We start from the raw sequence: 21,394 nt of genomic DNA on the forward strand, positions 1-21,394 counted from the left end.
CTACCCACCCGGGGGTCCGGCGGTGACCATACCGAGTTATCCACAGGTGACGGAACGGCCTGGGGCGTCCGGAGTGACGGCGGGGAGAGAGCGGGACGGGCGGTGCGGCGGCGGACCCGCCGGCGGGGTCAGAGGACGAAGCCGTCGGTTCCGTCGCCGGTGACGACCGGGCGGCCCGCGGCCTCCCAGTCGAGCATGCCGCCGCTGACGTTGACCGCGTCCCTGCCCTGGCCGATCAGATACTGCGTGACCTGCGCGGACCGACCGCCGACCCGGCAGACGACATGCACGGTGCCGCTCTGCGGCAGCTCGTCGATCCGCGCGACGACCTCGCCCATCGGGATGTGCAGCGCGCCCTCCGCGTGTCCGGCCGCCCACTCGTCGTTCTCCCGGACGTCGAGCAGGACCGCGTCGGCCGGTACGGCGGTGGCCTCGACCGAGGGCAGCTGGGAACGGAACATCGGACGCGGCCTCCTGGGACACGGGAAGTGCGGCCCGCGCTCCGGCGGTACCGCTCACTGATCACTTGCTGCGTAGGTACAGTACGTTTCCACGCCGCGTGCGGGGGCACCCCGGCGACTCGGATGCGACCCGGCAAAACTACCTCAGCCGCCCGAGGCGTCCCTGACCAGTTCCGCCAGCCTGGCCTCGCGCTGGGAGACCTGGGTGAGCAGCTGCTCGGCGATCTCGTTGAGCAGCGCGTCCGGGTCGTCGGGGGCGAGCCGCATCATCTGCCCGATCGCGCTCTCGTCCAGCTCGGCGGCGATGGCCGACAGCTTCTCCTTGCGCTCGGCCAGCCACTCCAGCCGGGCGTAGAGCACCTCGGCCTCGCCGGGCAGGTCGGCCAGCGGCACAGGCCCGGCCTCCCACTCGGCGGCCAGGGCGTGCAGGGCGTCCTCGTCGGCGTAGGCGTAGGCCTCGTTGACCCGGGCGATGAAGGCGCTGCGCCGCTCCTTCTCCTCGTCCTCCTGGGCGAGGTCGGGGTGCGCCTTGCGGACCAGCTCGCGGTAGAGCCGCTGGGCTTCCTTGCCGGGCCGCACCCGGCGCGGCGGGTTCGGGTCCTCGACCGGGCGTACGCCGTCGGAGCCCAGCAGCCCGCCGAACAGCTCCTCGATGCCCGGCATGGGCATGACCAGAGCGCGGGCCTCCCAGGCCCGCTCGATGTCCGCCCGGTCGCCGCTGTGGGCCGCGACGGCCTCCGCGATCAGCGCGTCCAGCTCGTCCAGCCGCGCGTACATCGGGCCGAGCCGCTGGTGGTGCAACCGGGAGAAATTCTCCACCTCGACCCGGAAGGTCTCCACGGCGATCTCGAACTCGATCAGCGCCTGCTCGGCCGCCCGCACCGCCTTGGCCAGCCGCTCCTGCGAACCGGGCACGGACGGCGCGGCAGCAGCGGACGCGGCGGCGGACTCGGTTCCGAAGGTGTTCGTCACCCGGACAGCGTAGGCCCTGTCCGGGTGATCGCGCGGAGCGCCGGCCTGCGGGCGACCCGGCGCCGGGGGCACCAGCGCAGGACGTCAGACCGGCGCCGGCCGGCCTTCGAGGTCCGCGGGCAGCCGCCCGGCCCGTATCGCCGCCAGCAGATCGGCGTGGTCCGCCTCGGTCCGGTCGGCGTAGGCCGCCGCGAAGGCCGCCACGGCCTCGTCCAGCTCGTCGTTCTTGCCGCAGTAGCCCGCCACCAGCCGCGGATCCGCGCTGTGCGCGTGCGCTCTGGCCAGCAGCGCGCCGGTCATCCGGCCGTAGTCGTCCAGCAGCTCCGGCGGCAGCGTCGCCGGATCCACGCTTCCCTTGCGGTTCCTGAACTGCCGCACCTGATACGGCAGGCCGTCCACCTCGGTCCAGCCGAGCAGGATGTCGCTGACCACCTGCATCTGCTTCTGGCCGAGCACCACCCTGCGCCCCTCGTGCCGCACCGGCTCCGCCGCGAAACCGGCCTTGGCGGCGTACGGCAGCAGCGCGGAGGGGCGGGCCTCCTTGACCTGGAGCACCAGCGGCTCCCCCAGGTGGTCGAGCAGCAGCACCACATAGGACCTGGTGCCGACGCTGCCGGTGCCGACCACCCGGAAGGCGACGTCGTGCACCGCGTAGCGCGCCAGCAGCGGGAGCCGGTCCTCGCCGACCGTGGCGAGATAGCCGTCGAGCGCGCCCGCGACCGCCGCGGCCTCCGCGTCCGGGATCCGCCGCAGCACCGGCGGGGCGTCGGTGAAGCGCCGGGCGCCGCCCTCGATCGCCTCGGTGGAGCGCGCCGCGAATCTCGCGCTCGTGTTGCGCCGGGCCTTCGCGGAGACCTGGTCCAGCGTGCCGACCAGGTCGCGGGCGTCGGCGTGCGCGACCAGCCGCTCGTCGGCGATGGCGCTCCACGCCTCGTGCACCGGGAGCTTCGCCAGCAGCCGCATGGTCCGCCGGTAGGCGCCCACCGCGTCGTACGCCGCGGCCCGGCAGACGTCCTCGGCCGCGCCCGCCTCCCGCCCGGCCAGCACCAGCGAGGCGGCGAGCCGCAGCAGGTCCCACTCCCAGGGGCCGCGTACGGTCTCGTCGAAGTCGTTGATGTCCATGACCAGGCCGCCGCGGGCGTCGCCGTAGAGGCCGAAGTTCGCGGCGTGCGCGTCACCGCATATCTGCGCGGCTATGCCGGTGACCGGGCGGTCGGCGAGGTCGGCGGCCATCAGGCCCGCAGAGCCGCGCAGGAAGGCGAAGGGGCTCGCCGCCATCCGCCCGATCCGCAAGGGGACCAGGTCGGCTATGCGGCCCGCGTTGGACTCCTCCACGGCGGCGACCGCGGCTGCCACCGCGAGGGTGCCGGGCGCGGCGGCCCCGCGCCCCCTGTCCTGCCAGGTCCATACCTCGGGGCGGCCGAAAACCGCCCGCGGGACCCCCTCGCGCAGCGCCTTGCCCCTCTGCTTCGCCGACACCTCGTGCGGCCAGCGGGCGAAACCCGCGACCTGCGGCACTCGTGCGTGCACCGGCCCTCTCCCCCCATCCCCGTAGCCCGCGTCAGCGGACATCCCGTCATGTACCCCACTGCGGGGGTCAATCCGGCTATTCGGTCGCCCCGCGGCCTCATTCGTGCTTGCCTTGAACCCAGGACCCTACTCAGCGGCGAACCGCAGGTGCACGACGTTGAACGACATCACCCGGCATCCCGCAGCCACCGACGCAGATGATCACACAGACCGTCCCACCCCCGAAGAGCGGCGCGAAGACCAGGCACACGGAGCGGCCCGGCCCACCCCGGAGACCGACCCACGGCACCGCACCCGGTTAACCGGCGACGGCCGTCCTGACACCGGCCGTACCGACACCGGCGACGCCCGCACGGCCCGCGCCTGCGCCCCCGACGCCGCCCGTCCCGGCGCCGGCGGCCCCGCCCCGGCGGCCGTTCCGTTCGGCAGCCCGGCCACCGCCGGCGGCACCGGCGGCACCGGCATGACCGCGCTGCTCCGCCTCGCGGTGCTGTGCGTCGACCCGGACGGCCGGATCTCGTACTGGAACCGCGGCGCGGAAGAGCTGTTCGGCCACCGCTGGGAGCATGTCTTCGGCCACCGTGCCTCCGGTCTGCTCACTCCTGCCCGTACCGCCGCCGGCGCGACGCCCACCGCCTCGGGCACCGCGCGCCAGGACACCCTCGACGTCCTCGACGACCTCACCACCTCCGCCTGGGCCGGCGCCCTCGCGGCCACCGACCGGGACGGCACGGTCAAGGACGTGCTGTGGTGGACCTACCGGATCGCCGAGCCCGGCGGCCGCAGCCTGCTCGCCATCGCCGCGCACGCCCGACCGCTGCGCACCGGCAGCCTGCGGATCGCGGTGGGCGGCCGGTTGCTGCCGTACACCGCGGAGGGAAGCCGGCGCCAGGACATCGCGATCGCCGCCGTGCTGTGCCCCGCCCCCGACCCTGCGCAGGGCCATGCACTGACCGCACGGCTCGGCACCGTCCTGCCCGGGGTCAGCCCGGGCCGGCTGGACCGCATCGTGCGGCAGATCGCCCCGCTCGGCCACCCCGCCCTGGAGGTGGAGGGCAGTGTCCGGCTGCCCGTCACCCCGCAGGACTACGCCCAGGTCGCCGCGGCCGCCCGCGCCGACCGCTCCGCACGCCGTGAGCTGCTGCCGGGACCCCGCCCAGGCCCCGCCGCATCCCCCGACCACCGTCCCGGCTCCGATACCGACCCCGCCGACCGTACCGCAGACTCTACTACTCTCAGCAATGAAATGACTACCCACAGTGGCGACCGTTCAAGCGCGTCCGCCCTGACCGCCGTTCCCTTTCCGTCCGCCGGCCCCGCGAGCCCCTTCACCACGCACACCCCTCCGCACCCCGCGGCCGCCCCGCCGTCACCGGTCCGGCCGGACACCGGCGCACGGGCCGGCCGTCCCGCACCCGCCGGCGTCGGCCGCGACGCGCGCAGCCCGCTGCCCGGCAGCGCGCTGGACGAGCAGCTCTCGCTGCTGCGCGAGACAGGCTCCGTGGTCGGCTCCACCCTGGACCTGCACACGACCGCGCGCGAGCTGTGCGCGGTCACGGTGCCGCGCTTCGCGGACGTGGCCAGCGTGCTCGTGGTGGACCAGCTCTTCTCCGACACCGAGCCGCCCAAGGACGACCATGTAGCCGACACGGTGCTGGTCCGCCGGATCGCGATCGCCGACCTGTCGGGGGCCGGGTCGGGCACGGGCACGGGCTGGGACATCGCGCTGCCCGAGGGCGAGCTGCTGTCGCTGCCCGCGCAGGACGCGATGCCGCGGCTCGGCGACCCGGTTCTGGTGCCGGTCGTCGACCCCGCGCTGGCCCCCGACATCGCCACCGACCTGGGCGTGCCCGCGCTCGGCGGTCTGCTGGCCGGCCATTCGCTGATCCTGGCGCCGCTCACCGCGCGCGGCACGGTGCTCGGCCGGGTCTGCTTCGTACGCGGCCCGGGCCGCCGCCCCTTCGACGCCCGCGACGCCGCGACGGCGGCCGAGGTCGCCGCCCGCGGCGCGGTCCACCTGGACAACGCGCGGCTGCACCGCCTGGAGTCCCGCGCCGCCGCCACGCTCCAGCGCTCGATGATGCCGACCCGGCCGCCGCGCACCCCGGGCGTGCAGATCGCGCACCACTACATGCCGGGGGACCGGCAGGCGCAGGTCGGCGGCGACTGGTTCGACGCGATCCAGCTGCCCGGCGGCCGCGTGGCGCTGATCGTCGGCGACGTGATGGGGCACGGGCTCCAGGCGGCGGCCGTGATGGGCCAGTTCCGCACGTCGGTCATCACGATGGCCGCGCTCGACCTGCCTCCCGCCCAGCTGCTGCGCCACCTGGACAACCTGGCCCAGCGGCTCGGCACCGACCACCTCGCCACCTGCGTCTACGCGGTCTACGACCCGATCCACCGCACCCTGACCCTCGCCAACGCCGGCCATATCCCACCGGTCCTGGCCGGCCACGACGGGCGGGGCGAGCTGCTGCAGATTCCCGGCGGCGCGCCGATCGGCGTCGGCGGAGTGCCGTTCGAGACGGTGGAGATACCGGCTCCGGACGGCAGTTGGCTGGTGCTGTGCACCGACGGCCTGGTGGAGGTGCGCGGCCAGGGCATAGACGCCGGACTTGCCGCCTTGTGCGCGCACGTGATCGAGCCTCAGCAGACCCCCGAGGACGTGTGCGCGCAGATCCTCAGCCGGGTGCACTCCGAGGACCGGCGGGACGACGTGGCCCTGCTGGTCGCGCGTTTCGACGGCATCGCACCGCAGGACGTGGCGCAGTGGCGGTTGCGGGTGGACGACTGCGAGGTGGCGCGGGCCCGCGACCTGACCCGGCGCCAGCTCGCCTCCTGGGGCCTGGACCGGCTCAGTGACACCACGGAGCTGCTGGTCAGCGAGCTGGTCACCAATGCGATCCGGGCCGCCTCCTACGAGGTGGAGCTACGGCTGATGCGAGTCGGCAAACTGCTGGTCGAGGTCAGCGACGACAACCACAACCTGCCGCAGTTGCAGCGCGCGGAAGCCGACGACGCCCGCGGGCGCGGTCTCGCGCTGGTGTCGCACATGTCGCGGCGCTGGGGGACCAGCCGCAAGGCGGTGGGCAAGGTGGTGTGGTTCGAACTTCCGCTGCCCAGCTGATATCGTTGCACTCTACAACACAAGGTTCCGCAGGTGCCGGCCGGGCCTCGCCCGACCGAGAACCGGTGTGAGGAGTCGCAGCCATGAGCGCACGGGAGTCGTCCCTGGACACCGTCCAGCGGGAACTGACCGCGTTCGCCCGCCGGGCCCGGGCCACCGCCGCCCGTATGCACCCCGAACTGTCGCTGGTGGCCTACACGATCCTCGCGCACCTGGAGGAGCAGCAGGGCTGCCGGGCGACCGACCTGGCCGCGCACTACCTGCTGGACAAGTCCACGGTCAGCCGGCAGGTGGCCTCGCTGGAGAAGCTCGGCTTCATCGAGCGGCGGGTGGACGAGTCCGACCACCGGGTGCAGGTGCTGCACCTGGCGCCGGGCGGGATCGAGATCCTGGCCGCAGCCAGGACCCGCCGGCAGGAGTCCATCCAGGCACGGCTGGCCGCCTGGGACCCTGAGGACCTGGAGCGCTTCGCCCGCTACCTGGTCCGCTACAACGCGGACGCCGCGGACCACCCGTGAGCCCCGCCCGCCGGCGTGCACGGTGGCGGACGGGGACTGACGGACGCAAACTCCTACGTCAGAGGTTGACGCCGAAGTCCTGTGCGATGCCGCGCAGCCCGGAGGCGTAGCCCTGGCCGACGGCCCGGAACTTCCACTCCGCCCCGTTGCGGTACAGCTCGCCGAAGACCATGGCGGTCTCCGTCGACGCGTCCTCGGTCAGGTCGTAGCGGGCGATCTCGGTGCCGCCCGCCTGGTTGACCACCCGGATGAACGCGTTGCGCACCTGGCCGAAGCTCTGCTGGCGGGTCTCGCCGTCGTAGATGGAGACCGGAAAGACGATCTTGTCCACCTCGGCGGGCACTCCGGCCAGGTTCACCTTGATGGCCTCGTCGTCGCCCTCGCCCTCACCGGTGAGGTTGTCGCCGGTGTGCTCGACGGAGCCGTCAGGACTCTTGAGGTTGTTGAAGAAGACGAAGTGCTTGTCCGAGACGACCTTGCCCGTGGCGTCGAGCAGCAGCGCGCTCGCGTCCAGGTCGAAGTCCGTGCCGGTGGTCGTGCGGACGTCCCAGCCCAGGCCGACGGTGACCGCCGTCAGTCCGGGGGCCTCCTTCGTCAGTGAGACATTGCCGCCCTTGGAGAGGCTGACACCCATGGTGGATCTCCCTGCTCAATTCGGCGCGGGCCGCGCCACTTGACGATTCCTTTGCCCAATGGCTCCAACGGACACCACCCTGCCCCGGTTCCCGGACGGCTGCCACCCTTCACGGCCGGCCGCCGCGACCTCAGGTCAGCTCGCCGACCTGGTCCCTGGCCCAACTCGCCCATTCCTCCTGCATGGCGGTCAGCCGCAGCCCGTACTCCAGCGCGAGCCGCCCGTAGACCGACAGATGGTCGTCCCCCCAGTCCACCTGGGCGTCCAGCCGCTCCAGCTCGGCGTGCTCGCCGGCCGCGCGGGCCGCCTCGACACTGAGGTAGGTGACCGACTCCACCGGAGTGAGGACGCCGAGGAAGAAGACCCTCAGCAGGGTCTCGCTGCGGCGGGTGCGATCCGGCTCGGTGTCGATCAGCCAGCTGCGCAGCTCGTCGAGGCCGCGCTTGGTGATCGCGTAGTCCTTGCGGCCGCGCGGGCCCTCGGCGGACACCTCGATCAGACCGGACCCGGCCAGCTTGCCCAGCTCCCCGTAGACCTGGCTCTGCGTGGCGGGCCAGACGTTGGCGAGTGAGGTGTCGAACAGCTTCATCAGGTCGTAGCCGCTGGCCGTGCGATCGGCGAGCAGCCCGAGAACCGCGTGGCGAAGACTCATGCGCACCATTGTACCTTCCACTCTTGACAGGTCAATCCTTGACCTTCCACTTCAGACATGTCAGAGTTGGAACGTAACGACACCCGGGCGGCAGCACCCGGACCAACGGAGGGACTCCCATGAACTACCTGCGCGGCTTCATCCCCTGGATCGCCTTCGCCGCCGTCTCGTCGGTCGGCTGGCAGTGGGGCGCGCTGGCCGGCCTGCTGCTCGGGCTGCAGCTGGTCGTGCGGGACCGCAGGTCGGGAGTCCCGGCCGACTCGCTGATCCTGGAGCACAGCACGGTCCTCTGGTTCGCCGCGCTGACCGCCTTCGCCTTCGCCGCCCCCGACAGCCCGGTGCGGCACGTCACGGGCGCACTCTCGCTGGGCTGGCTCGCCGCGACCGCCTGGGCCGGACTGGCCGTCGGCCGCCCCTTCACCCTGGGCATAGCCCGCCGCCAGACCCCCGCCGAGCTGTGGCACAACCCGGTCTTCCTGCGGATCAACGTCGTGCTCACCCGGGTGTGGGCCGCTTCCTTCACCGTCACCGCGGCGCTCCTGGCCGGCGCGAGCGCCGCCCATCTCGGCGACGCGGCCTCGGTCCCGCTCCAGATAGCCGGGTTCGCCGCCCCCGCGATCTTCACCGCCCGCTACCCCGACCGCGTCCGCGCCCGCCTGGCCTGAGCGGGCCCGCCCGGCCCGGCCGCGCCACCACCGCGACGAGCACCCGGCTCGCGACACGGGACCCCCGCAACCCTCAGTTCGCCAGTGCCGAACGAGCTGTCGCGCGCGCCACACTTTCCACCAGTTTGACACCTTCGCTCATCGACGTACTGCGGTCCGAAAGGACCGCCATGAGGCAGCGATGTCCGTTGACCGTGAACAGTCCGATGCTGTTGATGTCCCAGAGGCCGGTCGCATCGCGTTGCAGCCAGCCGTTCTTCACCGCCCACGACGAGCCGCCGGCCGCCGAGATGCCCCATGACTGGCCGCGCTCGACGCTGCTCATCAGGGTCTGGACGTACGCCCGGGATTCCTTCGCCAGGACGCCGGAGGCCGTAGCCGGTGTCCCGCCGGAGCCGAACACCGCCGCCAGGAGTCGTATCTGGTCACTCGCAGTTGTCCGGGTGAGCCCCCACTTGTTGCCGGGACCGCCCTTCGTCCCGGTCAGCCCCAGACGCTTGTTCGCCGAGTCCAGTCCCGGCGCCCGTCCGATCTGCCGCCACAGCGTGTTCGCCGCGGCATTGTCGCTGTGCTGGATCATCGGCTGCGCATACGCGCGCTCCTGCGCGGTGGCCGTCCGCCCCGCGCCCTGCGCCTGCAGCAGTACTGCGGCCAGGATGTCGACCTTGACGATGCTGGCGGTGTCGTAGGCGTGGTCGTCCCCGAAGACGGTGACCTTCCGGTTTGCGCCATCCAGCGGCAGCACCGCTGCCGTGACACGCGCTGCGCCTCGGGGATGCACCTCCGCAGGGAGATGCGTGACGGAAACACCGGGTTGCGGTGTTGACGACGGTGCCGCCGCAGCGGCCGACCCCGCGCCCAGCGCACCGACCGTGACAAGTGCGGTGACGGCTGCGAGGAAACCGCCACCAAGCTTGGCAGCGGCTTTCCGAGTGGGCCGCGCGGTGGATTTCGCGCGCGGCGTGCAGCGTGATCGGTACGGCATCAAAAGGCAACCTCATCAGGAGTTCTGGTCGGTGCCAAAGATAGGCAAACCGCACGCCGGTGGGAGTGAGCCCCGTCACCAAAGCTCACCTTCAGGTGCAATTGCGATAAGGGTCACAAAGCGGATGGCACGGATTGTCTGATGCCCGGACGCTCGGGTTGCCCACCTCCAGAGCGATCGCGACGCGACACGGCGCGACGGTGATCCTCGATCAGGCTGCGGGCGGCGGGGTCGGCCGTGCTCGCGCCGCCGGGTTCACCCGCCGCAGGGCAGCAGCAGGGTGAACACGGTGGGCGAGGAGCCGGCCAGGGAGAGCCTGCCACCGGAGGCCTCGGCCAGGTCCCGGGCCAGTGACAGGCCGATCCCGGTGCCGGGCCCGATCGTCGCCCCCCGGTCGAACAGCCTGGCCGACGGGAAGCTCATCCGGCCCTCGTCGGCCACGTCGAACGCGAGCCCGCCGCTGGTCTCCCGCACGGTCACGTCCACGCGTCCGCTGCCGTGAACACGAGCGTTTTCCAGCAGCACGTCAAGGATCTGGCCGACAGCGCGGTCGGGCAGCGGAAGGTCCTCCACGCCGGGGGCGAGCCGTATGGCGAGGCGGCGCTGTTCCTGGGCGAACACGCCGTGCCAGCGGGTTTCGACGCGATCGAGCAGGACGGCGGCCGTCCGGGTGGCGCTGCCGCCCCTTCCCCCCTCGGCCTTCGCCTTGGCCAGGCGCAGGACCTCGTCGATCGTGTGGTGCAGGTGTCCGCTCTGGGCCAGGGCCTCCTCGATCGCCGCACGCAGGTCGACGTCCGGTGTGGCGAGCGCGGTTTCGAGGCCGAGTTGCAGTCCGGCCAGCGGTGTCCGCAACTGGTGGGACGCGTTCGCCGTGAAGTGCCGCTCGTGTCGCAGTAGACGTGCCAGCTCGGCGACCATGGCGTTCTGGGTGCGGGCCACCTGGTCGATCTCGGCTATGTGGCTGCTCGCCGCGCGGGCGGTCAGGTCACCGTCGGCGATGTCCTGGCAGACCGAGGAGAGGTTCTCCAGCGGTGCCGACAGCGCGCGGGCCTGCCGCCGGGCGACGAGGACCGCGACCGCCAGGGCGAACGCGGCCACCCCTGACAGCAGTGCCCAGGCCGCCAGCACGCGGGACCATACGTGCCCGGCGTCGACGGCCGCCCGCACGACGCCGATGACCTGCTCGTTGCTCGATACGGGGACGGCCACCACGATGTGCCCGCCAGAGCGCTCGCTGACGGCGACTGTGGAGGCGGCCCGCCGCGTCGCCGCGTCCCCGGTACGCGGGCCGGCCCCCGCCTGCAGACGCATGCCTGCGTCGTACACGCCCACCTGCGTCCCGCCCGGGGGAGTGGGCAGCTCCACCGGGTCGCCGGCGGAGAACTCCGGGCCCACGCGCACCGCGGCGGCCAGCGCGTCCCGCTCCAGCCTGCCACGCTCGTCGTCGAAAGCGGCGACCCGAATTCCCACGGCCAGCGGCAGCGCGAGCAGGACGAGCGCGAGCAGCACGGCCGCTACGGCCACGCGGGCCACACGCTGTCTCATGGACCCATCATGCGGGCTCCGCGGGACCGGCCCGCACCGATCGGCCCCCAATTTTGCCGTCGTCTAACCCGCGCTGCCCCTGGCTCTAACCGGCGGGTTCGTAGCGTCTGCGGCATGACCACACCACGCGAACTCCTTCTGACATCCGCCGGGTTCGTCCTTGCCGCAGTGGTGACGACCGCCTGCGGCTCCTCGGGTGGTTCGACGCACGCCACCGGCAGCACCAGTACGACCGCCTCTGCCCCCGTGACGAGCGCTACCACCGACTCCCCCACGAGCGCCTCCGGTCCGCCGGCCGCCGAGTCCAACCCAGCCGGCGACATCCCCGACAACCAGGCCTACGTGGCCTTCAGCCCCAGGGGCGGCGGCTTCACCGTCAAGGTCCCCGAGGGCTGGGCCCGCACCGACGCCGGGGCGGTGACGACGTTCACCGACAAGCTCAACCGCATCCAGATCGAGGCCCTTTCCGGCGGCGCGGCACCGACCCCCAGCACGGTGACCGCGACCGTGGTTCCCCGACTTCGGCAGAGCATCGCGAACTTCGCCTCACCGAAGGTCTCCGCCGTCAGCCGCAGGGCGGGTCAAGCCGTCCTGCTGACCTACCGCGGCGACGCGGCGGCCGACCCCGTCACAGGCAAGGTCGTCAAGGACGCCTTCGAACGCTACGCGTTCCATCAGGCGGGCCGCGAGGTCGACCTCACCTTGTCCGGACCCGTAGGAGCCGACAACGTCGACCCCTGGCGGATCGTGACCGACTCCCTCACCTGGCGATGACCGGAACCAACGGCACCTCCATGGCGGACCACGCCCTCGACGCACGCGACCTCTACCGGTTCTTCCGCGCCGGTGAGGAAGAGACCCTCGCTCTGCGCGGCGTCAGTCTGCACGTCGCGCGCGGTGAGACCGTCGCCGTCATCGGACCCTCGGGATCGGGCAAATCCACCCTGCTCGCCTGCCTGGCCGGACTCGACGAGCCCGCCGGAGGCACCGTCCACATCGCCGGCGAACGCCTCAGCCACCGCCCCGAAAGCGAAAGAGCACGCCTGCGAGCCCAGCACATCGGAGTCGTGACGCAGTCCGGCAACCTCGTCGCCCACCTCAGCGTCCGCGACAACATCCGCCTCGCCCGCAGTGCCGCGCGCGGAAAGAGCTCCCAGCCGATGACCGAACTGCTGGAACGCACAGGACTGGCACACCGCGCTCACGCCCTGCCCCGCCAGTTGTCCGGAGGCGAACTGGCCCGCGCCGGGCTGGCAGTGGCCCTGGCCAACGACCCCGATGTCCTCCTGGCCGACGAACCCACCGGCGAACTCGACGGCTCGACCGAACGCAGGATCCTCGACCTGCTGCGGGCCCACCGCGACACCTCGCGCGGCGTGCTGCTGGTGACCCACAGCCGTCAGGCGCTGCGGATCGCCGACCGGGTGATCAGTCTGGACGACGGAAGGATCCTCGATGACGAGCGCTGACGTCCTGGTCGACGCCCGCGACGCCGCCCGCACCTACGGCCGTGGCCCGACCGCCGTGGTGGCCGTGCACGGTGCCACTTTCCAGGTCCGGGCAGGCGACCGCACCGCCGTCGTCGGACCTTCCGGATCGGGGAAATCCACCCTGCTGCACCTGCTGGCCGGGCTGGAACGCCCCAGCGGCGGACGGGTGTCCTGGCCTGGCCTCGACACCCCGTCCGCGGAATCGGCACCCATCCATCAGATCGGCGTCGTGTTCCAGGGCCCGAGCCTGATCCCGGCACTCGACGTGGTCGAGAACACGGCCCTGCCGCTGGTCCTGGCCGGCGTGCCGGAAGGCCAGGCGCAACGGCGCGCGCAAGCCAGCCTGCACGACCTGGGCATCGCCGGCCTGGCGCGACGCCTGCCCGAGGAGCTGTCCGGCGGACAGGCCCAGCGCGTGGCGATCGCCCGCGTGCTCACCCAGTCGCCCCGGCTCGTCCTGGCGGACGAGCCGAGCGGACATCTCGACCGTGCCACCGCCGACCACGTCATCGATGTCCTGATCAGCGCGGTGGACATGCTCGGCGCGGCACTCGTCGTGACCACGCACGACCACGCCGTCGCACGACGTCTCGCCATCCGGCGGGAGATGCACGAAGGACGGCTCATTGCACCCCACGGCACCCAAGGACCACAGTCATGATCATCACCTGGGCCGCGGGACTGATCCGGCGGCGCTCCGGACGGCTGGCGGCCACCGCCCTGGGCATCGCGCTCGCCGTCGCCCTCGCGGCCGCCCTCGGCTCGTTCCTGACCGCATCGAAGTCGACGATGACCGCGCGGGCCGCCCGATCGGTCGCCGTCGACTGGCAGGTGGAGGTCCAGGCAGGCACCGATCCGGCAACCGTCCTCCGCAGCGTGCGGACCTCACCCGGGGTGAGAACAGCCTTGCCCGTCGGCTTCGCCCGCACCTCCGGATTCCAGGCAAGAGCCGGCGGCTCCGTGCAGAGCACAGGACCGGGGACGGCCCTCGGCATGCCCGACGGCTACAGCTCCGCCTTCCCGCAGGAGATCCGCCAGCTGACCGGCACCCCCGCAGGTGTCGAACTCGCGCAGCAGACCGCGGCCAACCTCCACGCCGCGCCCGGCGACACCGTCACCATCACCCTGCCCGGGGCCCCCGAGACCCGGGTGAAGGTCGACGGCGTCGTCGACCTGCCGCAGGCCGACTCCCTGTTCCAGAAGGTCGGAGCACCCCCCCAGTCCCAGCCCACGGCGCCCCCCGACAACGTGATCCTGCTCCCGGCAGCCGCGTTCAGCCGACTGACCGGGGCCGCCGGAGCGACCGCCGTCACCACACAGATCCACGTGGCCCGCAACGCCCGCCTGCCCTCGGACCCGGCAGCCGCCTACACCGCGGTCACCGGCGCCGCCCACAACCTCGAAGTCCGCAGCGCCGGGGGCGCGTTGGTGGGAGACAACATCGGCGCGGCCCTCGGCGCCGCCCGCGAGGACGCCCTGTACGCGCAGATACTCTTCCTCTTCCTCGGCGCGCCCGGCGTGACCCTCGCCGCCCTGCTCACCGCCGCCGTGGCCGGGTCCGGCGCGGACCGGCGACGGGGCGAACAGGCCCTGCTGCGCACCCGCGGCCTGGCACCGCGCAAGGTCGGCACCCTCGCCGTGATCGAGGCCCTGCTCATCGGCACTGCCGGCGGACTGCTGGGCCTCGGCCTGGCCGCAGTCGCCGGGCGCGCCGCCTTCGGGACGGCCTCGTTCGGAGCGACGGCCACCTCGGCAGCCCTGTGGTCGGGTACCGCCTTCGCCCTCGGTCTCGCTGTGGCGCTGTTGGTCGTCCTGGTACCCGCGATCCGGGATCTGCGGGCGGCAACGGTCGCCCAGGCCCGTCGGAGCGTCGGCCGCCGTGACCGCTCACCCCTGTGGATGCGCTACGGCCTGGACATCGTGATGCTCGCCGGGTCGCTGCTGGTCTTCCGAGCCTCGAGCGGCAACAACTACGCGCTGGTCCTCGCGCCCGAAGGCGTCGCCAGCATCTCCGTGTCCTACTGGGCGTTTCTGGGCCCTGGGCTGCTGTGGCTCGGATCGGCCCTGGTCCTGTGGCGCCTGACCGCCTTCGCCCTCCGCCACGGCAGGGGCCTGCTGACCCGCCTCGCCCGTCCACTGACCGGCACCCTGGCCGGCACCGCCGCAGCCGGCATCAACCGCAGGCGCCGCCCGCTGGCCCGTTCCGTCGTGCTGTTCGCCCTTGCCCTGTCCTTCGCCGCCTCGACCGCCACATTCAACGCCACCTACCGGCAACAGGCCGAAGCCGACGCCCAGTTGACCAACGGCGCGGACGTCACCGTAACCGAGCCGCCAGGCGCCGCGACCGGCCCCGAGGGCGCGTCCGCCCTGGCAGCCGTATCCGGAGTGCACCACGTCGAGCCGATCCAGCACCGGTTCGCGTACGTCGGATCCGACCTCCAGGACCTCTACGGCGTGCGGCCCACCAGCGTCGGGTCTGTCACCGCGCTGCAGGACGCGTACTTCGCCGGCGACACCGCCCACGACTTGATGGCCGCCCTGAAGGCGCGGCCCGACTCCCTCCTGGTGAGCGCTGAGACCGTTCGCGACTTCCAACTGGCCCCCGGCGACCTGATCAATCTGCGACTGCCCTACGCCCGCACCGGGGCCCTGCGCACGGTCCCCTTCCACTTCGCCGGCGTCGTCAAGGAGTTCCCCACCGCCCCCAAGGACAGCTTCCTCGTCGCCAACGCGGCTTACGTCGCCAAGTCGACCGGCAGCGCTGCGGTCGGCGCCTTCCTCGTCGACACCGGAGGCACCCATCAGAAGCAGGTGGGTGACCGCCTGCGCTCGCAGCTCGGCACCACGGCGACGGTCACCGACATCACCCGCACCCGCAACGCGGTGGGCTCCAGCCTGACCTCCGTCGACCTGTCCGGCCTGACCCGCATCGAGCTGTTCTTCGCGGTCCTGCTGGCCGCCGGCGCCGGCGGCATCGTGCTGGTCCTCGGACTCGCCGAGCGGCGGCGCACCTTCGCGATCACCACCGTCCTGGGTGCCGGCAGGCGCCAGGTACGCGGGCTGATGCTCAGCGAGGCCGCCGTCACCGCAGCCGGCGGCCTGCTCGGGGGTGCACTCATCGGCTGGGCGCTTTCGCAGATGCTGGTGAAGGTGCTCACCGGCGTCTTCGACCCGCCGCCATCGGCCGTCGCCGTACCCTGGGCCTACCTCGCCCTGACCGGCGGCGTCGCTCTTGCGGCCATCGCCTCCGCGGCGCTGGGCAGCGCCCGCAGCTTCTCCCGTCCGGCCGTCGAGGAGCTGCGTGAACTGTGAGTGCACGTACCCTTCCAGGCATGCCTGCGCCAAACCCGTACGGGCCGGCCGTCACCAGCATCCTGGTCATCGAAGACGACGAGGCGATCGGCCGCCATCTCCATACAGGGCTGCGGGGAAACGGCTACGCGGCGACCTGGTCCCGCACCGGAGTCAACGGCCTTGCCGAGGCCGCACACCATCGCCACGACGCAGTCCTGCTGGACCTCGGACTCCCCGACACCGACGGGATGGATGTCGCCCGCCGGCTGCGAGCCGACCATCCCGACCTGCTGATCGTCATCCTCACGGCACGCAGCGACGAGATCGATGTCATCGCCGGCCTCGACGCCGGCGCGGACGACTACCTCGTCAAGCCCTTCAGTTTGAGCGTGCTGCTCGCCCGCCTGCGAGCCCACCTGCGCCGTCGGCCGGCCGACGCCCACACCGCCCGCCAGCCGATCCAGCTGGGCGACCTCACCGTGGACCCCTCCTCACGCCGCTGCCTGGCAGCCGGCACCGAAGTCGTTCTGCGCCCCAAGGAATTCGAACTTCTGGCGGCGCTCGCCCAGCAGCCTGGCATCGCGGTCTCCCGCGAGGAACTGATGGCGCAGGTGTGGGACGCGAACTGGTTCGGACCGACCAAAACCCTCGACGTGACGATGGCCGCCCTCCGCCGCCGCCTCGAGGCAGCAGAAGCGACCCTGGACCAGCCACGCCTGCCCCACATCGACACGCTCCGCGGGCACGGCTACCGGCTCGAACCACCCCCATCCTGAGAAGGAGGCCCACCCGTGGCACGACGCGATGAGGCGTTGAGGGGTGCCGTCAGGGTGCGCGGACGGAGTAGAGCATGACGTAGGCGCCGTAACAGGCGGTGAGGGTGCCCAGGCCGGCCGTGACGGCGATCGGCGTGAGGCGTTTGCGAGCCTGGGACAGTCCTGTTGCGACGGGGATCAGCAGCGGGAAGGCCGGGAGCAGGAAGCGGCCGCGGGATGACCAGTGCCCTGTGTCGCCAAGCGCTATGGCGGTGATGATCAAGCTGTAGATCACGAGTGGAAGTGGCTGCCGTTGGGCGATGGTCACCGCCAGAAGTATCAGGCCTGCGACGAGGAGCAGCGCGGTGATCGAGAAGGACAGGTGGGCCGATGGGTCGCGGGTGAACAGGCCGCGGAACTGGCCGGCAGTGTGGATCCCGAAGTCGAAGCGCGAGTTCCACATGGACTGGATGCGGAAGTAGGCCCGCCAGTCGTGCATCCGCCGGCCGGTCCAGGCGATGAAGCCCAGCCAGCCCAGCGGTGCGGCGACGAACGCGGTGACCGGTTGCCACAACCGCATAGGCGCCGGGCCGGACGCCTGCGCCTGCGCGGGAGGCGGGTCCGGTACCGCGGATGCCCGGCGCCGCCGGTGGCGTTGGACGACCTCATGGCAGGCCGCCGCCATGACCGCGACCGCGACCGCGACCCCGGCGGGGCGGGTCAGCCCCGCCGCCACGGACAACGCGGCGGCCGCCGGCCATTTGTGTCTCAGGACCGCCAGGAGTGCCCAGGCGGCCAGTGCGGTGAACGCGGCCTCGCTGTATCCGGCGCTCTCCACCACGGCCAGGGGCGCGATGCCCCACAGCACCGTCGTCAACACGGCCACGCGACGGCCGTAGCAGTAGGCGGTGACCGCGTGGATGCCCCAGGCCGCTACCAGGGCGCAGGCGCCGACCACGAGCAGCGCGGCTCCGCCCCATCCCGCCACGGGCAGGGCGGTGTGCACCGCCTTGATCAGGGCCGGATACAGGGGGAAGAACGCGAGGTTGCTGCGGGGGGAAGGGTGTCCGGCCGCCACGGGCGGGTGGAGGGAGTGGTCGTAGCCGTGCCGGGCGATGTCGATGTACCAGGCGGCATCCCAGTGCACGGCCAAGCGGTGCAAGGTGTGGCGCGGCGTCCCGGAGCCGAGCAGCACCAGTGCCAGCAGGCTGCCGGTCCGGGCGGCGATGAACGCCAGGATGCCGGGCGTCGCCGACCGCAGGGACGCACGTGCCTCGTCCAGGAACGATCCGGGCGGACCCGCCCTGCGCGGCCAACCTGCCGTGCCCGAGGCCCGTACGGCGCCTTTCCGCCCGGGCGCCCCGCGGCTCCCGGGCTGCGACGCCCCGGGCGACTCGGGGAGCACCCGGAACACCCAGATCCGGTAGGACCAGAAGCGGAACAGCGTCGCGAGGGCTATCCCGGAGAACTTGAAGACGTTGCTCTGCAGCGGGGAGTCCCAGCCGAAGCCGTACGTCGCCACGGCGAGTACGCCGTTCTCGATCAGCAGCCCGATGGCGCTGAACACCAGGAAGAGCCCGATCTCGCGAGCACGGCGGCTTTTGTCCCGGTCCCGGTAGGTGAAGTAGCGGAAGCCCACGTAGTTGACGGCGATCGACACGACGGTGGCGATGATGCCCGCCGGCACGACCGCGATCGACGTGAGGTGCCGGACGAGGTTGAAGGTCAGCAGGTTCACCGCCACGCCGGTGCCCCCCACGACCGCGAACCTCGCCACTTCCCGCGCGAGAGGACTCCAAGCCGCTGTACTCACCTCGGCACGCCTGTCTCGTACAGACATGGAGACGTCCTCGTGGCTAGGCGGTCGGCAACAGGACGCTGCGGTGCGCGCTGGTGCCGCGGACGAACCGCGGGCTGCGGTGGGCCCGGGAGGGGGCAGCCGATCCGTGCCCTGAGCAGGCGACGGGCGCGAACCCTCGCACGCCCGGCGGCACGGGCACCGCTGCTGCGCTCGGCGTCGCGAGAGAAAGGATCCGGTTTCGGGTCAGGGCCATGTCCTCTCCTCCTTTTCCACTGCGGGAAGACAATGCGCGGTCGCGCGAGATGCGGTGGGGGATGGAGGCCCGGTCGGACTGCACCCGAGCGGGCGGTGCCGCGCTACTGCAGGTGCGCCTGAGGCCATCCCTTCGAGGGTGGCAGCGCCCGGCTGTTCTCGCACCATTTGCTCGCGCAGGCCACGGCCGCGCAGGTCTTCCAGGACCGCGTCCATCTGGTCGTCGAGCAGTGTCCAGGTCCGTGTCAGCCGCCGACGTGCGGACGTACCGGCCTGTGGCTACCTTCTGTGTGGGGGGACAAGAAACCGGACCACGTCTCTCTCGCAGGCAGAACCCCTTCTACGGGGACACGGCCCACAGGTGGCAAACGCTTCGCCCCTGGGCCTCCGCCTGCTCATGGAGGTGCGATTCCATGGCACTGTCACGTACCAGCCTCACCACCGCGATAGCGGCCGCCGCCGTCGCCATCCCGCTGAGCATCGGCGGCCTCGCGCCCGCGGCCCACGCGCAGACCAGCTCACCCTCGCCCAGCCCCTCGGGAACCTCGACCACCTCCTCCGGCGTCTTCGGACCCGGCTGCTCCTCGCTGCCCAAGACCGGCGCCGGCAGCGCGGCGGTCATGGCCAAGCAGAAGGTCGTGGCCGCAGCGACCGGGAACCCCCAGCTGAGCATCCTGGTCGGCTACGTCAACCGAGCCAAGCTCGCCAACACGCTCGACACGTCGAAGGACATCACCTTGTTCGCGCCCACGAACGCCGCCTGGCAGAAGCTGTCGTCCTCCCAGCGCACCGCCCTGGCCAACAATCCAACGCAGCTGAAGAAGGCGCTGGAATACCACGTGGTGAAGCAGCACGTGACGAAGGCGGAACTGCCCAACGGCTCGTTCACCACCCTCGAGGGCTCCAAGCTCACGACCTCCGGCTCCGGCACGAGCTTCAAGGTCAACAAATCGGCCGACATCGTCTGCGGCAACATCCCCACCGCGAACGCCACCGTCTACCTCGTCGACACCGTCCTGATGCCGCCCAGCTGAACCGGGGCGGATCGGCCCGGTGCGCCAGTGCGGACCTTCCGTACTGCCGCACCGGGCCTCGGCCGCCCGACCGCCGGCTGCTGCGGAGCGCCGCCGTCGACGCAACCGCCCACGCCGCCGGCCCAGACGGCCCCCAGCCGCCGACGCTCACCCGTGTCCGAGCTCGACCCCGGCCTGACCTGGCCCGACACGACAAGAAGGTCGGCACCATGACCATGGTGCCGACCTTCTCGTCGGTGCGATAGGACACCATTCGTCGGTGTCCCGCTGTGCGCGAGGGGGGAGTTGAACCCCCACGCCCTTTCGGGCACTGGAACCTGAATCCAGCGCGTCTGCCTATTCCGCCACCCGCGCATGGGTGCTGCCGTTCGATACTCACACATCCGGTGGACTGTTCGGTCCGGTGAGGTGGGAGTGCCTTCCGACATGCAGAAGATTAGCACGGGGCGTGGGGTGGAATCACATCTGTTCGGCCTGAGGGCGGCCAGGCTGGGAAGCAGGTGAAGGGGCGGCGCAATGGCGGGCCGTCGGGATGGAGGGAGTCGGCGCGGGTGGGCCCGGCGGTGCGCGACACTGGAGAGCACCGAGCACGGGGTCGCATCTACCATCGCAGTGGGCAGGGGGAGGGAAAGCGCGGCGGGTGTGAGGGTTGACACTGGCCTGTCCAGGGTGATCGGGGAACCACAGGATTTTCCCGCGCGTGGATACGATCAGTAAGCAGTATCGGATTCGACTCGGATGATGGCCCCGAGGAGGGAGGTGCCCCGTGGGAGTACTGAAGCGCTTTGAGCAGCGGCTGGAAGGCATGGTGAACGGCACCTTCGCCAAGGTGTTCAAGAGCGAGGTGCAACCCGTCGAGATCGCGGGCGCGCTGCAGCGCGAGTGCGACAACAACGCCACGATCTGGAACCGGGACCGCACGGTGGTGCCCAACGACTTCATCGTCGAGCTGAGCACCCCCGACTTCGAGCGGCTGAGCCCGTACGCGGTGCAGTTGGGCGACGAGCTGGCCGGGATGGTCCGCGACTACGCCAAGCAGCAGCGCTACACGTTCATGGGCACCATCAAGGTGCACCTGGAGCGGGCCGCCGACCTCGACACCGGCCTGTACCGGGTGCGCAGCCGCACTCTCGCGTCCAGCGAGTCCCAGTTCCCGCAGGACCAGCAGCAGGGCCAGTACGGCCAGCCGGCCCAGCGCTCCCCGCAGCAGCCGCCGTATCCGCAGGCAGTCCAGGACCGGCAGCCGCAGGGTTACCAGCAGCCGCCCCGCGCCCCCTTCCCGGCGGCCGGCGGCCGCCCGGCGACCCCGCCGCCGATGCCCGCGGCCCCGCCGCCCGCCGGCGGCCGCCCGCCGGCGGGCGTCACCCGGCTGCCCGGCACCGGCGCCCCGGCCGGCACCCGGCACTGGATCGAGATCAACGGCACCCGGCACCAGATCACCAGGGGCACCCTGGTGCTCGGCCGCTCCACCGAGGCGGACGTCCGGGTGGACGACCCGGGCGTATCACGCAAACACTGCGAGATCAGAGTGGGCACGCCGTCCCTGGTGCAGGATCTCGGATCGACAAACGGCATCGTGGTGGACGGGCAGCACACCCAGCGCGCTACGCTCCGCGACGGCTCCCGCATTGTCGTGGGGAGCACCACCATCGTCTACCGGCAAGCCGAAGGGTGAAGCG

At 72.0% G+C, this 21,394-nt stretch carries 18 protein-coding genes and 1 tRNA gene; 10 read left to right on the top strand and 9 right to left on the bottom strand.

All coding sequences use genetic code 11. The features are described from left to right. Window positions 1-128 precede the first annotated feature (128 nt). The 3 genes from BUE44_RS10330 to BUE44_RS10340 form a co-directional block, all read right to left on the bottom strand. Window positions 129-461 (bottom strand): rhodanese-like domain-containing protein, encoded by a 333-nt coding sequence (locus BUE44_RS10330; RefSeq protein ID WP_073496430.1) that lies wholly within the window; start codon window positions 459-461, stop codon window positions 129-131. Between the two features lie 144 nt (window positions 462-605). Then, on the bottom strand, window positions 606-1,433 hold the full coding sequence (locus tag BUE44_RS10335) for a hypothetical protein (RefSeq protein ID WP_073496431.1): 828 nt from the start codon (window positions 1,431-1,433) through the stop codon (window positions 606-608). Window positions 1,434-1,517: 84 nt separating this feature from the next. Then, window positions 1,518-3,005: a DUF2252 domain-containing protein gene (locus BUE44_RS10340; RefSeq protein WP_073496434.1), complete on the bottom strand. Its 1,488-nt coding sequence runs from the start codon at window positions 3,003-3,005 to the stop codon at window positions 1,518-1,520. 115 nt (window positions 3,006-3,120) lie between these two features. Here BUE44_RS10340 and BUE44_RS10345 point away from each other — a divergent pair, with 115 nt between their 5' ends. Both BUE44_RS10345 and BUE44_RS10350 read left to right on the top strand, forming a co-directional pair. Beyond that, the gene (locus BUE44_RS10345) at window positions 3,121-6,090 is read left to right on the top strand and encodes a SpoIIE family protein phosphatase (protein WP_235002015.1); all 2,970 of its coding nucleotides are present in this window, start codon (window positions 3,121-3,123) and stop codon (window positions 6,088-6,090) included. Between the two features lie 83 nt (window positions 6,091-6,173). Continuing rightward, window positions 6,174-6,608: a MarR family winged helix-turn-helix transcriptional regulator gene (locus BUE44_RS10350; protein ID WP_073496436.1), complete on the top strand. Its 435-nt coding sequence runs from the start codon at window positions 6,174-6,176 to the stop codon at window positions 6,606-6,608. 58 nt (window positions 6,609-6,666) lie between these two features. Here BUE44_RS10350 and BUE44_RS10355 read toward each other — a convergent pair whose 3' ends face one another. Both BUE44_RS10355 and BUE44_RS10360 read right to left on the bottom strand, forming a co-directional pair. Next, window positions 6,667-7,242, bottom strand: coding sequence for a TerD family protein (locus tag BUE44_RS10355; protein ID WP_073496439.1), 576 nt, complete (start codon window positions 7,240-7,242; stop codon window positions 6,667-6,669). A 130-nt stretch (window positions 7,243-7,372) separates the two neighbouring features. After that, a complete protein-coding gene (locus BUE44_RS10360) occupies window positions 7,373-7,894 on the bottom strand; it encodes a PadR family transcriptional regulator (RefSeq protein WP_073496854.1) in 522 nt (173 codons plus the stop codon). A 119-nt stretch (window positions 7,895-8,013) separates the two neighbouring features. Between BUE44_RS10360 and BUE44_RS10365 the strand changes: the two genes are divergently transcribed. After that, window positions 8,014-8,559 (top strand): hypothetical protein, encoded by a 546-nt coding sequence (locus tag BUE44_RS10365; RefSeq protein ID WP_073496440.1) that lies wholly within the window; start codon window positions 8,014-8,016, stop codon window positions 8,557-8,559. A 73-nt stretch (window positions 8,560-8,632) separates the two neighbouring features. On the opposite strand, the gene BUE44_RS10370 is transcribed toward BUE44_RS10365, so the two are convergent. After that, window positions 8,633-9,544 (bottom strand): serine hydrolase, encoded by a 912-nt coding sequence (locus tag BUE44_RS10370; protein WP_073496442.1) that lies wholly within the window; start codon window positions 9,542-9,544, stop codon window positions 8,633-8,635. A 255-nt stretch (window positions 9,545-9,799) separates the two neighbouring features. Continuing rightward, window positions 9,800-11,089, bottom strand: a complete 1,290-nt coding sequence (locus BUE44_RS10375) for a sensor histidine kinase (RefSeq protein WP_073496444.1) — start codon at window positions 11,087-11,089, stop codon at window positions 9,800-9,802. 114 nt (window positions 11,090-11,203) lie between these two features. Between BUE44_RS10375 and BUE44_RS10380 the strand changes: the two genes are divergently transcribed. From BUE44_RS10380 to BUE44_RS10400, 5 genes are read left to right on the top strand one after another with little or no spacing between them, the layout of a single operon-like run. After that, complete coding sequence (locus BUE44_RS10380) at window positions 11,204-11,863, top strand: hypothetical protein (RefSeq protein ID WP_073496446.1); 660 nt, start codon at window positions 11,204-11,206, stop codon at window positions 11,861-11,863. Then, window positions 11,860-12,558, top strand: a complete 699-nt coding sequence (locus BUE44_RS10385) for an ABC transporter ATP-binding protein (RefSeq protein ID WP_073496448.1) — start codon at window positions 11,860-11,862, stop codon at window positions 12,556-12,558. The genes BUE44_RS10380 and BUE44_RS10385 overlap by 4 nt, the downstream gene beginning before the upstream one ends. Then, window positions 12,545-13,240, top strand: coding sequence for an ABC transporter ATP-binding protein (locus BUE44_RS10390; protein WP_073496450.1), 696 nt, complete (start codon window positions 12,545-12,547; stop codon window positions 13,238-13,240). Before BUE44_RS10385 ends, BUE44_RS10390 begins: the two co-directional genes overlap by 14 nt. Then, on the top strand, window positions 13,237-15,891 hold the full coding sequence (locus BUE44_RS10395) for an ABC transporter permease (protein ID WP_073496452.1): 2,655 nt from the start codon (window positions 13,237-13,239) through the stop codon (window positions 15,889-15,891). The genes BUE44_RS10390 and BUE44_RS10395 overlap by 4 nt, the downstream gene beginning before the upstream one ends. Before the next feature lie 20 nt (window positions 15,892-15,911). Then, on the top strand, window positions 15,912-16,649 hold the full coding sequence (locus tag BUE44_RS10400) for a response regulator transcription factor (protein ID WP_073496454.1): 738 nt from the start codon (window positions 15,912-15,914) through the stop codon (window positions 16,647-16,649). A 49-nt stretch (window positions 16,650-16,698) separates the two neighbouring features. Here BUE44_RS10400 and BUE44_RS10405 read toward each other — a convergent pair whose 3' ends face one another. Continuing rightward, the gene (locus tag BUE44_RS10405) at window positions 16,699-18,387 is read right to left on the bottom strand and encodes a GtrA family protein (RefSeq protein ID WP_159450241.1); all 1,689 of its coding nucleotides are present in this window, start codon (window positions 18,385-18,387) and stop codon (window positions 16,699-16,701) included. 707 nt (window positions 18,388-19,094) lie between these two features. On the opposite strand from BUE44_RS10405, the gene BUE44_RS10415 reads away from it, so the two are divergent. Next, entirely contained in the window at window positions 19,095-19,715 is a 621-nt protein-coding gene (locus BUE44_RS10415) for a fasciclin domain-containing protein (RefSeq protein ID WP_073496456.1), read from the top strand. A gap of 270 nt (window positions 19,716-19,985) precedes the next feature. Here BUE44_RS10415 and BUE44_RS10420 read toward each other — a convergent pair. Then, a tRNA-Leu gene (locus BUE44_RS10420) sits at window positions 19,986-20,069 on the bottom strand. A 412-nt stretch (window positions 20,070-20,481) separates the two neighbouring features. Here BUE44_RS10420 and BUE44_RS10425 point away from each other — a divergent pair. Continuing rightward, a complete protein-coding gene (locus BUE44_RS10425; RefSeq protein ID WP_073496458.1) occupies window positions 20,482-21,390 on the top strand; it encodes an FhaA domain-containing protein in 909 nt (302 codons plus the stop codon). Window positions 21,391-21,394: the final 4 nt, after the last annotated feature.

The sequence above is a fragment of the Actinacidiphila paucisporea genome (assembly GCF_900142575.1).
GTDB classification, from domain to species: domain Bacteria; phylum Actinomycetota; class Actinomycetes; order Streptomycetales; family Streptomycetaceae; genus Actinacidiphila; species Actinacidiphila paucisporea.

What these genes read in the sequence shown, in the direction of transcription:
- BUE44_RS10330 (WP_073496430.1), bottom strand. Translation starts at nt 461, where the DNA reads ATGTTCCGTTCCCAGCTGCCCTCGGTCGAGGCCACCGCCGTACCGGCC.
- BUE44_RS10340 (WP_073496434.1), bottom strand. Translation starts at nt 3,005, where the DNA reads ATGTCCGCTGACGCGGGCTACGGGGATGGGGGGAGAGGGCCGGTGCAC.
- BUE44_RS10350 (WP_073496436.1), top strand. Translation starts at nt 6,174, where the DNA reads ATGAGCGCACGGGAGTCGTCCCTGGACACCGTCCAGCGGGAACTGACC.
- BUE44_RS10355 (WP_073496439.1), bottom strand. Translation starts at nt 7,242, where the DNA reads ATGGGTGTCAGCCTCTCCAAGGGCGGCAATGTCTCACTGACGAAGGAG.
- BUE44_RS10360 (WP_073496854.1), bottom strand. Translation starts at nt 7,894, where the DNA reads ATGAGTCTTCGCCACGCGGTTCTCGGGCTGCTCGCCGATCGCACGGCC.
- BUE44_RS10365 (WP_073496440.1), top strand. Translation starts at nt 8,014, where the DNA reads ATGAACTACCTGCGCGGCTTCATCCCCTGGATCGCCTTCGCCGCCGTC.
- BUE44_RS10370 (WP_073496442.1), bottom strand. Translation starts at nt 9,544, where the DNA reads ATGCCGTACCGATCACGCTGCACGCCGCGCGCGAAATCCACCGCGCGG.
- BUE44_RS10375 (WP_073496444.1), bottom strand. Translation starts at nt 11,089, where the DNA reads ATGAGACAGCGTGTGGCCCGCGTGGCCGTAGCGGCCGTGCTGCTCGCG.
- BUE44_RS10380 (WP_073496446.1), top strand. Translation starts at nt 11,204, where the DNA reads ATGACCACACCACGCGAACTCCTTCTGACATCCGCCGGGTTCGTCCTT.
- BUE44_RS10385 (WP_073496448.1), top strand. Translation starts at nt 11,860, where the DNA reads ATGACCGGAACCAACGGCACCTCCATGGCGGACCACGCCCTCGACGCA.
- BUE44_RS10390 (WP_073496450.1), top strand. Translation starts at nt 12,545, where the DNA reads ATGACGAGCGCTGACGTCCTGGTCGACGCCCGCGACGCCGCCCGCACC.
- BUE44_RS10395 (WP_073496452.1), top strand. Translation starts at nt 13,237, where the DNA reads ATGATCATCACCTGGGCCGCGGGACTGATCCGGCGGCGCTCCGGACGG.
- BUE44_RS10400 (WP_073496454.1), top strand. Translation starts at nt 15,912, where the DNA reads ATGCCTGCGCCAAACCCGTACGGGCCGGCCGTCACCAGCATCCTGGTC.
- BUE44_RS10415 (WP_073496456.1), top strand. Translation starts at nt 19,095, where the DNA reads ATGGCACTGTCACGTACCAGCCTCACCACCGCGATAGCGGCCGCCGCC.